The following is a 10,298-nucleotide window of genomic DNA, read 5'->3' as shown; positions in this document are numbered from 1 at the left end:
GTAAAAGACACCACGTTTCCAGCACACCCACTTCAGAATCCTCAAAAACTCACCGTGAGCTGCTGTTGAGTGGGCGCAAGCTTGTACTGGTATGTGAGGTGAATCATTACCTAAAAACGACACCTTATTTTTTAGGCTAGCACGGATTGTTGAAATATGCAATCAAAAAGTCGCCCTAGAAGGGCGAGGCTCTAACCCCAAAATTTTTGGTAGGTCTTGCAGGGCGTCAACATCGGGGCTTTTGCCGCAAGCTCCCCAGTTGAAACAGCCTTCGCCTCGGGTGGTTTGTTCGCATTGGCTACAAAACATGGTGGACATCCCTCACTGATTGCTTAGGTTTAGCTTAGGGCCAGGGCTGGGGGGCTGTCTTTGACTTAGATCAAGAAGGGAACAGGGAATAGGGAACAGGGAACAGGGAACAGGCAAGAGGCAAGAGGGGGGAAATGGGGAATAATGTAGAGACTTGTTTTTTTGGCGGTTGTTTGGAAATGCCAGAACAAGATATCACTTGATTAACGATAATTTGGATTGAAAATGCAAGATATTTTAGATTTTTTGGCGGGATTAGACTTGTTTAAAGACTTGCCAGATTCACAACTTCGTGCTATGGCGACCATTGCTAAACCTCTGAAGTACGATCGCGGCGATCCCATTTTTTTAGAAGGCGATCGCTGTTTAGGCTTTTTCCTCGTTCAGTCGGGACGAGTCAAAGTCTATAAAATGTCTGCCGATGGCAAAGAGCAGATTTTACATTGGTTTGAAGAGGGCGATCGCTTTGCCGAAGTTCCCGCGTTTGATGGAGGCTATTATCCGGCGTCAGCATCAGCCTTAGAAAAAACACAACTGCTGCTGATCCCCAATCAAGCCTTACTCGCCTTAGTCGAACAATACCCCAGTTTAGCCTTTCACCTCCTGGCGAGTTTGTCGCGACACCTACGTCGCTTTGCCAATCTCATTGATACCCTGTCTCTGAAAGATGTATCGAGTCGGTTAGCCGGCTATTTACTGGAATTGAGCGATCGCCAGGGGAGCGATCGCCTCGAACTGGATTTAGCCAAAGGACAGTTAGCAGCCTTTTTGGGAACAATTCCGGAAACCTTATCCCGGACTTTTGCCAAGCTAACTCAGGCTAACCTAATTGAAATTGAGGCTAGACAGATTCAGATTTGCGATCGCGATGGCTTACAGCGGTTAGCAGACGGTAACAAAGACATTAACTAGAGATTCAACCCGATAAAGTTTGCATGAAACAGTTTTTCGGTTACGATAGCCCTTAACCTATTGTCCAACAATCTCATCTAGCCACAGATCCCTGAAAGATGGCTGAGATTGGCCTTCCGTTCTGATTTTGCGTGTTCTCATGTTTAGCTGGCTCACGGCTGTACCGACATCCCGATCCCACCCCGAACTTCCTCGTCTCAAGTTACCTCGACTTCTCAGTGTTTTGGAGGTTTGGGGATTTGGTTTGAGTGGTTTATTACTCTGGCTTGGCCCTGGGCCAGCCTCGAATGCTGATTTAGGACAGCCGGTGATTTGGGTTTGGCTGGTAGCCGCTGCGATTGGCGTGATCTATAATCTCCAAGTTAAACATCTCGGCAGCCACTATCCTAATCTATCGGGAGGAACGCCCAACTACATCACCAAACTGCTAGAAAATCAGCCATTTTTAGCTCGTTACGGGGCAATTGGTTATTTTTTGGGTTGGGTGTCCGTTCCTTCGATGAATGGCATTGTTTTGGCGGGGTTGATTTCAGCCAACCTTGAAAGTCTAGGACTAAATGCTCCTGAAGGGGTCTTACGAATCATTTTCACGGCGTTACCGTTTGTCGTCGCCTACAGCGGAACCCGAGCAATCAGCATCCTTCATCTATTTTTTGTCTTACCAGCGGTAGGATTTTTCCTCGTCTTTTGTACTCAGGGCCTCGGCTGGCTCGCGATTTCTCCTCAAAGTCCTGGGTTTTTCCCGAGTCAGTGGCAAGGGTTTGCCGTTGGCGATTGGGCCAGATGGTATTTTTTGGCGGTATATGCGGCCTACGGCTGCGAGACGGCTTCGGGATTTATTGCCGATAACCCGAAGCCTCATCAGACTCTACGAAGTTTGAAGTTTGCGGCGATTCTGCTGCCGATTATCTATGCCGGGGGGTCCTGGCTGTTGATGCGTCTGGCCACGAATCCGGAGTTGGGGAGTAATACTTTTGTGCAGTTGGTGGCGGTGTCTCGTCCCTTCTGGGGTAATGCGGCCCCGGTGTTGGTGACGTTTTTGATTGCCGCCGGTTGTCTCCTGAGTTCGGCGACGGCGGTGGCGTTAACGCCGCGAGTGTTGTATCAACTGTCCCGCGATCGCTATCTCTCCCCAGTCTTCGCCGTGGTGTCTCGACGGGGAGCGTTTGGCCCGGGGTTAACCTTTACCTTTATCCTGAGTCTTCTCTGTCTGTTGTGGGGCGATGTGGAACGGGTGGTGATGGTGACGGGAACGGGCTATCTTTCGAGTACCATGCTGCTGCATTTGGGAATGTGGCTCAAACGGGGAACGGCGGTATCCTGGCTTCCCCGTTGGTCGTTGCTATTTTTCATTGTAGAAGCCACGGTGTTAGTCGTCGGTGGCTTGATGTGGAGTGGCTGGGATTTAGCGTTGGGGTTAGCCTTTCCGGTTGTGGTGTTGATGTTTGATGCGGCGATCGCCCGCAATCGCTTTTTTCTGTTTCAAACGGATTGGTGGATTCGCTTTTATCGCCGACAAATGGGGGAAAATTTCCAGAATTTTGTGGCGGTTCAGGTGGGAGTGTTGCTGGTTCTTCTCTGTGGGGCGGCCTTCGTGAGTTGGCAGGTTCAGATTTTGATGCGATCGGTCACTGATACAACGGTGTTGGCGGATGTGTCGGCGAATTTGTTGGTGTTGTTGTTGTTGACGGTGAGCTTTATTGGGGTGGCGATCGCCTGTTGGACGAGTTTACCTCAAGCTGAGGCGATCGTTGAGGCCCGCGATCGCTCTCAACTCCTCTTTCGCATTGCTGAAGATGCCATTATGGTTCTCGATAACCAAGGTACGATTCAGCAAGTCAACCCCGCCGCCAGTGCCTTATTTAATTTACCGGGATTTGAACTGCTGACTCGACCACTCTCGGAATATTTACCCAATTTTCCGACCGTGATTGAGACGGCTCCTCGTCTTAGTGAACAGGAGTTTAAACGAGGCTCAGAGCAAGGAACGGTAGAAGTCGGAATTTCGGTGTTAGAAACCGAGTCATCTCGGGACTATCTGGCAATTTTGCGAGATGTGACGACGCAAAAACAGGCTCAAGAAGCTCTACGACGTTCCGAAGAACGACTCCGCAATTGGGCGACGGAACTCGAACAGCGGGTTCAGGAGCGAACTGCTGAACTACAACAGGCGATGGAACTCGCGGATATGGCGAATCACGCTAAAAGTGATTTCTTGGCCAGCATGAGTCATGAGTTACGAACGCCGTTAAATGGCATTTTAGGCTATGCCCAAATTTTGCAGCGATCATCGCGTTTGACGGGACAAGATTTACATGGAGTCGAGATTATACAGCAATGTGGTGCCCATTTATTGACGCTGATTAACGATATTTTGGATTTGTCTAAAATTGAAGCGGGTAAAATGGAATTGCACCCCAATGAGTTTCATTTTCCGGCGTTCTTGCAAGGGGTGGTGGAAATCTGCCGGGTGCGATCGCAGTCCCAAAAAATTGAGTTCTACTACGTCGCCGATCCTCATTTACCCACTGGGGTTAAGGCAGATGAAAAACGCTTACGGCAAGTTTTAATTAACCTCCTGGGGAATGCCATTAAATTCACCGAAAAAGGTAGTGTTTGTTTACAGGTAGAAGTCCTAGAATCACTGAAAGCTGAGACAGATTCTCAACCCGATACAGTATCCGAACTAGAACCATCGATTTATCGGATTCGTTTTGAGATTACTGATACCGGAATTGGCATGACAAACGAGCAAATTGAAAAGATTTTTCTGCCCTTTGAACAAGTTGGTGAGGGCAAAAAACACGCCGAAGGAACAGGGTTAGGGTTAGCAATTACACGCCAAATTTTAGACTTAATGGAAAGTCCGATTGAGGTCACCAGTACCCCCGGACAAGGCAGTCGCTTTAGCTTCATTGCGGTTCTTGAACGAGCCGATGATTGGGTTGATGGAGCCACTCAGTCTGTATCGGGTAAAATTGTTGGCTATGAGGGCGATCGCCGCACCGTTCTCATTGTCGATGATCGTTGGGAAAATCGCTCTGTCATTGTCAATCTTTTAATACCATTAGGATTTGAGGTGATTGAAGCGAGTGATGGCCAGGAAGGATTTGATAGTATTCTTGAGCATCAACCGGATTTAGTGATTACCGACTTAGCCATGCCTGAAACCGATGGCTACGAGTTATTAAAACAGTTACGCCAGCATCCCAAGGTGAAAACCACCCCCACCATTGTCTCCTCCGCCAGTGTTTTGGCCATTGATCAACATAAGAGTTTAGCGGCTGGCGGTGATGATTTTCTGCCTAAACCCGTTCAGGCGGATGAACTGCTACAAAAAATCTCTCAAAATATCGAGATTACTTGGAAATATGAACAGCAAACCCCAGACACTAAAAGCACTGACAGTCGCCTAGAGTCTATCGAGGATGGTGAGTTTCAGGCTCCCCCCAAAGATGAGATTGAGTTACTGCTTGACTTAGCACGACAAGGGTTGCTAAACCGTGTTGTTGAGGGCGTTCAACAGTTACGGGAACGGAATTCAGACTATCGGGGATTTTCGGATCAAATTGAACAGTTGGCGCGTGAGTTTCAGATCAAGAAAATTCGTGAGATTTTAGAAAAATTTCGCGATCAATAAGGGTCTTCAGGATATACGGTGTCATTGGTTGCCTTTGATACAACAGTGTGGGGGAACCCACCCCTGACCCCTCCTAGGAGGGGATTTTCGCCCCTCTAGTAACGGATGTAATCCACCATAAATTTGGCTGATTACCCTGAACCCAGAAGACCCATCAAGACCCCCTTATATATCGCTTCTATAGAGCTTGAATAGCGCTTGAATATCGTATTTTGGTGAACAGGGCGATCGCTGATGCGAGGAGGTATATTAACTAAATCGGTGGGAGATAGGTTGAGAATCAATACCAATTTTCAGAAGTCGTGCCATAGATGTCTGTAGAACGGCCGTTCGCCCTCCTCGGTGTCAGATGGCAAGCATTTTGAAAAATGGTATAAGATTTGAATCTTGCAAAATACCCAAAAATGAGACAAGCCGTTGAATTATGTGGTAAAAAGGAGATAAACCCTCAGAAGACACAAAAGAATTATAGTAAAAACGGCTATAATTCGAGTCTATTGATTGAGTTATCTTGAGATTGCCGAAAGTTTTGTCCTGAGCTTGTCTCATGCTTAATCTACTTGTTGTTGCTCTGCTTTTTGTGTTCCATGCCTACCTCGGAATCTGACATTATTCTAATTGTTGATGATACTCCAACCAATCTAGCAGTATTATCAGAAGCTCTCACCAGTGCCAACTATCAAGTGGCGGTTGCTCTCGATGGAGAAACCGCCCTTGAACAAGTTGGCTATAAACCTCCAAATCTAATTTTGTTAGATGTTATGATGCCAGGAATCGATGGCTTTGAAACCTGTCGCCAACTCAAAGCCAATCCTGAAACCGCTCAGATTCCGATTATTTTTATGACGGCTCTGTCAGACACGGTTGATAAAGTTAAGGGACTGAGTTTGGGGGCTGTTGATTATATTACCAAGCCATTTCAGCAAGAAGAAGTCCTAGCTCGGGTCAACGTTCATCTGGAACTGTATCATCTTAATCATAACTTAGACCGTCAAGTCAAAGAGCGAACCGCAGAATTATCAGAAGCATTAGACAGTTTGCAGAAAGCTCAAGTGCAACTGGTTCAAAATGAGAAAATGTCATCATTGGGTCAATTGGTGGCAGGCGTCGCTCATGAGATTAACAATCCGGTTAACTTTATTCATGGGAATCTCAGCCACGCCAAAGAATATATTGCGGATTTGCTGGAGTTATTACGACTGTATCAGGAGAAAACCCCAACAGTGAATCCTGATGTTGAGGCATTTGCGGAAGAGATTGATTTTGAGTTTCTCAAAGAAGACTTGCCGAAGTTGCTCAAATCGATGGAGGTCGGAGCGGGTCGAATTCAGGGGATTATTAAATCCCTAAAAACCTTTTCCCGTGCCAATGAAACTCAATTTGAGTCGATTAATATCCATGAGGGGATCGAGAGTACCTTATTGATTTTGAGTAACCGGATTAAAGCGAAATCGTTTCGTCGCGATATTCAGGTCAAGAAAATCTATGGTGAATTGCCCTTGATTGACTGTTCAAGTGGGCAACTCAATCAAGTTTTTACGAACATTCTTAGTAATGCCATTGATGCGTTAGATGAATCCGCATCACGTCAGCCTCAGGATTGGATTCCCCGTATTGATATTCGGACGGCTATTGAGGGGGACCAGGTGGCCATCACGATCGCCAATAATGGCGGAACCATGTCCCCAGAGGTTCAGGATCATCTCTTTGAGCCGTTTTTCACCACCAAGCCGCGAGGAAAGGGGACAGGGATGGGCTTGTCCATTAGCCATCAGATTATTACCGAGAAACATGGCGGTCAGCTACACTGTCGAGTAGAGGGCGATCGCGTCGAGTTTGTGATTGAGATTCCCATTCAACAAACCATCGCCCCCACTCCTCACCAAGCCAAAAGTCAGTCATGAGTCAGTTTGTTAACGCTCCCAACCGCCACGACATTCTGGAACAGGCCTTCAATCTGGGATTTCATCGGGCCGGGATTGCGGTGGTTCCTCCCCAAGCCGATGCGGGGGAAACCGAAGCCGTCCATCACCTGCAAACTTGGCTCAATCAAGGCTATCAAGCCGATATGGCCTGGATGGCGAACCCAAAACGGCAAGATATACGCCAGGTGTTACCGGGGGTGCGATCGGTGATTGCGGTGGCCTTAAACTATTACACGGAGCATCACCCCTCTGAAGGTGATGAAGGCGATGAAAGCGATGATACCGTCAAAATTTCCCGCTACGCCTGGGGCCGTGACTATCACCGAGTGCTTCATCGTAGGCTTAAGCAACTCTCTCGCTGGTTGGAGGCTTCAGGCGAGGGGATTCAGGCCAAATACTATGCCGATACCGGCCCAGTTCAGGATAAAGTCTGGGCCGAACGAGCGGGACTGGGTTGGATTGCAAAAAACGGCAATCTGATTACACGAGACTATGGCTCTTGGGTGTTTCTGGGGGAAGTGTTAACGAATCTCCCCTTAGAGGCCGATCGCCCCCATACGGACCATTGTGGGACCTGTACTCGTTGCCTGGATGCCTGTCCCACCGAGGCGATCGTCCGTCCTACCGTGGTCGATGCTAATCGTTGCTTAGCCTATCACACCATCGAAAACCGCCGCGATCGCCTCCCCGATGACATCGCCAACACCCTCAACGGCTGGGTGGCTGGCTGTGATATCTGTCAGGATGTATGTCCCTGGAATCAGCGATTTGCCCAAACCACAGATGTGGCCGAATTTGAACCCTACCCGCAAAACCTCAACCCCAGCGGGTCTGAGTTAGCCAACTTATCGGAGGACGACTGGGATCAGCGGTTCCGGGCCTCGGCCCTGCGACGTATCAAACCGGCCATGTGGCGACGTAACAGCCAAGCCGCCAACAAGACACAAAAAACCCCGTCCACGACAGACGAGGTTTGAGCGATGAAGCGTGAGTGAACGACTCTAAGCCGTGACCATTCAGTGACCGTTAAAACGTCACTAACTATTCACCGTAGCCGGTTCGTTGGTGTTGCGAGAACGACGGCGAGTTAGGGAGTTAAACAGCATCTGACCGACGGCTTTGATGAGATTCCCTTCGAGTTCTTCAAACATGACCATATTCAGTTTGAAGGCATCGTTAGCCTCATCGACAATGCGATCGGCTTGAGCCTCATCAATGGGTAAACTGTCCATCGCTTGACGATATTCAGCCTTAAAGGCTTTCTCATCAGGAATATCCTGGAACTCATAGAATGCCGTTCCTTCGCCATCCTGCAATCCCATCGCTTTTTGGGCGATATTTTTCAGGATTTGACCGCCGGAGAGGTCGCCGAGATAGCGAGTGTAGCAATGAGCCACTAAGAGTTCCGGTTCGCTGTTGGAGACCTCACGGATGCGGTTGACATAGCCTTGTCCTCCTTCTGAGGGTTGAACCATATCCCGCCAGTTGGGACCAAAATAGTAATGAAGATCCTGTTCTAAACTCTCCTTACGGTTGAGTTGAGGATAGTACAGTTTGGATAATACGGGATGCTCCCGGTGGCGTTCCATTTCTTCTTCCATAGCGGAATAGACGAAGTAAAAGTTGGTCGCCAACTTGCGATAGGAGTTCTTTTCAACGGTTCCTTTGAGGAAACATTTGATAAAGCCCACATTCTCAGCCATGGTGTGAGACTTTTTCGTGCCTTCTCGGAGTTTTGTTGCGAGATTACTGGTCATACTAAAACAAAAATGCTATAATTTTTCCTTTGGCGCATTACGGCGCATTCAAGATGGCGTACGGTCACGTTAAACGGTCACGTTAAATCGAGACAAGTTAAATCGAGACAATAGGCAACACCTGAACCACAAAAGTGACGCACAACAGAGACAAAACGCCTGAATCTACTCTGATTACAGTAGATCAATTTGATGAGAATTTTTATTAAGAATTTTTAACGGTTCTTACGGCGATCGCCCCCAGGGAAGCCAGACTCAAACACGAGAGTTGAGTTGGAAACTCGCTCAGTTGCGCGTAGAATTGACCCGTACAGGACTGCCTAACCCGTCGTTGAGCCTTGTTTATGGTGAAACTCGCTGCTTATGTCTCGGTTGTCTTCCTCGCGCTCGGGGCTGCAAGCTCCAGTAGCCTCGCGGTTCCTCCGTCCCCGTCTTCCCTGAGATTAGCTCAAGAGGTCGATCCCCTCTGTCGTCAAGTCTCGACCAACCTCGATCGCGGACTGGCCATCCGGTTAGATCCTAGCCCCGACTCCCGTGCGATCGCCAACGTGGCCCCCAACGAACGCCTACGCTTAGCCCCCAACGCCGAGGCCATTCTCGGCCCCGAAGGCAACAGTTGGTTAGCGGTGAGTTTCCCGGCCCAGGGCTATGTGGACAACGGCCCCCCCGGAAGCAGTCACCTCAATCGCTGTCAAGCCTTTCTGTGGGATGCGCCCGGTTCCCCAGACGTCGCCCCGATGACCGACTCGGGTCCGAGAGACGGAAACGCCTGTCGTCGGGTGATTCACGACGAAGGACTCACCGTGCGCCAAGCCCCCTCCTTGAACGCCTCTATTCTAGGTGGAGTAGAGATGAATCAAGAAATTCGCGTTCGCCTACCGATTCGCCCCATTGTCGCCTCCGATGACCGCCAATGGATTGAGATTACCGCCCCGTTTAACGGCTATGTTTCCAACGGCTTTGGCAATGGTGTAAGTAATTTAGGTGCCTGCCTCTAAACTCTTGCCTATTCCCTGTTCCCTGTTCCGGTGTTCCCTGTTCCCTGTTCCCTGTTCCGGTGTTCCCTGTTCCGGTGTTCCCTGTTCCCTGTTCCCTGTTCCCTGTTCCCTGCAACAAAACTTAAAACGCCAAACCGCCTCAGAAGGCAGAGTCAGTAGTACCCTGGAAAATAATCCTTTAACATCGGTTCGCGACGGCCAAAGGTTCAGAAGGAGTCTTCCCTCTGAGTCTTAGCCCTCGCCTCTGATCGGGTTCATTACAATCAACAGAGAAAAAACTATGATTCAACGTGGTTCTACAGTGCGGATTCTCCGTAAAGAATCCTATTGGTATAAGGATCTCGGTACCGTCGCCACTATCGACCAAAGCGGAATCCGCTACCCGGCGATCGTTCGCTTCGACAAAGTGAACTACAACGGTTTCAGCGGTGCAGCTGGTGGTGTAAACACCAATAACTTCGCTCTTGAAGAATTGGAAGAAGTTGCTCCCCCCGCCAAGAAGAAGAAAAAATAACCAACCTTGACCATCTCTCAAGCTGGGAATCCAGCGTTAAGATGGCAAAATAGGGGTTAGCGTTTTCATGCAAATCGCTAACCCCTTTGTCATTGGGCAAGATAGCCGTTCAAGTAACTATGGCTATCCCCTCTTGGGAGGGGTCAGGGGTGGGTTATGCCTCTTGCCTCTTGCCATCCCCTCTTGGGAGGGGTCAGGGGTGGGTTATGCCTCTTGCCTCTTGCCATCCCCTCTTGGGAGGGG

At 49.0% G+C, this 10,298-nt stretch carries 7 protein-coding genes; 6 read left to right on the top strand and 1 reads right to left on the bottom strand.

The features are described from left to right. Positions 1–534: 534 nt before the first annotated feature. The 4 genes from R6U67_RS14975 (at position 535) to queG (ending at position 7,763) form a co-directional block, all read left to right on the top strand. Positions 535–1,221 carry a Crp/Fnr family transcriptional regulator gene (locus tag R6U67_RS14975; protein WP_410253294.1) on the top strand — a complete coding sequence of 229 codons (687 nt, stop codon included), beginning with the start codon at positions 535–537 and terminating at the stop codon, positions 1,219–1,221. A 139-nt stretch (positions 1,222–1,360) separates the two neighbouring features. Then, a complete protein-coding gene (locus tag R6U67_RS14970) occupies positions 1,361–4,861 on the top strand; it encodes a response regulator (RefSeq protein ID WP_410253293.1) in 3,501 nt (1,166 codons plus the stop codon). Between the two features lie 587 nt (positions 4,862–5,448). Beyond that, positions 5,449–6,765: a response regulator gene (locus R6U67_RS14965; protein WP_410253292.1), complete on the top strand. Its 1,317-nt coding sequence runs from the start codon at positions 5,449–5,451 to the stop codon at positions 6,763–6,765. Continuing rightward, a complete protein-coding gene (gene queG, locus R6U67_RS14960; RefSeq protein WP_410253291.1) occupies positions 6,762–7,763 on the top strand; it encodes a tRNA epoxyqueuosine(34) reductase QueG in 1,002 nt (333 codons plus the stop codon). Before R6U67_RS14965 ends, queG begins: the two co-directional genes overlap by 4 nt. A gap of 60 nt (positions 7,764–7,823) precedes the next feature. Here queG and R6U67_RS14955 read toward each other — a convergent pair whose 3' ends face one another. Beyond that, positions 7,824–8,543 carry a heme oxygenase (biliverdin-producing) gene (locus tag R6U67_RS14955; protein WP_410253290.1) on the bottom strand — a complete coding sequence of 240 codons (720 nt, stop codon included), beginning with the start codon at positions 8,541–8,543 and terminating at the stop codon, positions 7,824–7,826. A 344-nt stretch (positions 8,544–8,887) separates the two neighbouring features. Here R6U67_RS14955 and R6U67_RS14950 point away from each other — a divergent pair, with 344 nt between their 5' ends. Together R6U67_RS14950 and R6U67_RS14945 are read left to right on the top strand one after the other, a co-directional pair. Further along, a complete protein-coding gene (locus R6U67_RS14950) occupies positions 8,888–9,541 on the top strand; it encodes an SH3 domain-containing protein (RefSeq protein WP_410253289.1) in 654 nt (217 codons plus the stop codon). 280 nt (positions 9,542–9,821) lie between these two features. After that, positions 9,822–10,055: a photosystem I reaction center subunit IV gene (locus tag R6U67_RS14945; RefSeq protein WP_410253288.1), complete on the top strand. Its 234-nt coding sequence runs from the start codon at positions 9,822–9,824 to the stop codon at positions 10,053–10,055. Positions 10,056–10,298 lie beyond the last annotated feature (243 nt).

Source organism: Sodalinema sp. (assembly GCF_046483825.1).
Taxonomy (GTDB): Bacteria; Cyanobacteriota; Cyanobacteriia; order Cyanobacteriales; family Geitlerinemataceae; genus Sodalinema.
This window is presented reverse-complemented; position numbering and strand designations above follow the sequence as displayed.

What these genes read in the sequence shown, in the direction of transcription:
- R6U67_RS14965 (WP_410253292.1), top strand. Translation starts at nt 5,449, where the DNA reads ATGCCTACCTCGGAATCTGACATTATTCTAATTGTTGATGATACTCCA.
- R6U67_RS14945 (WP_410253288.1), top strand. Translation starts at nt 9,822, where the DNA reads ATGATTCAACGTGGTTCTACAGTGCGGATTCTCCGTAAAGAATCCTAT.
- queG (WP_410253291.1), top strand. Translation starts at nt 6,762, where the DNA reads ATGAGTCAGTTTGTTAACGCTCCCAACCGCCACGACATTCTGGAACAG.
- R6U67_RS14975 (WP_410253294.1), top strand. Translation starts at nt 535, where the DNA reads ATGCAAGATATTTTAGATTTTTTGGCGGGATTAGACTTGTTTAAAGAC.
- R6U67_RS14955 (WP_410253290.1), bottom strand. Translation starts at nt 8,543, where the DNA reads ATGACCAGTAATCTCGCAACAAAACTCCGAGAAGGCACGAAAAAGTCT.
- R6U67_RS14950 (WP_410253289.1), top strand. Translation starts at nt 8,888, where the DNA reads ATGGTGAAACTCGCTGCTTATGTCTCGGTTGTCTTCCTCGCGCTCGGG.
- R6U67_RS14970 (WP_410253293.1), top strand. Translation starts at nt 1,361, where the DNA reads ATGTTTAGCTGGCTCACGGCTGTACCGACATCCCGATCCCACCCCGAA.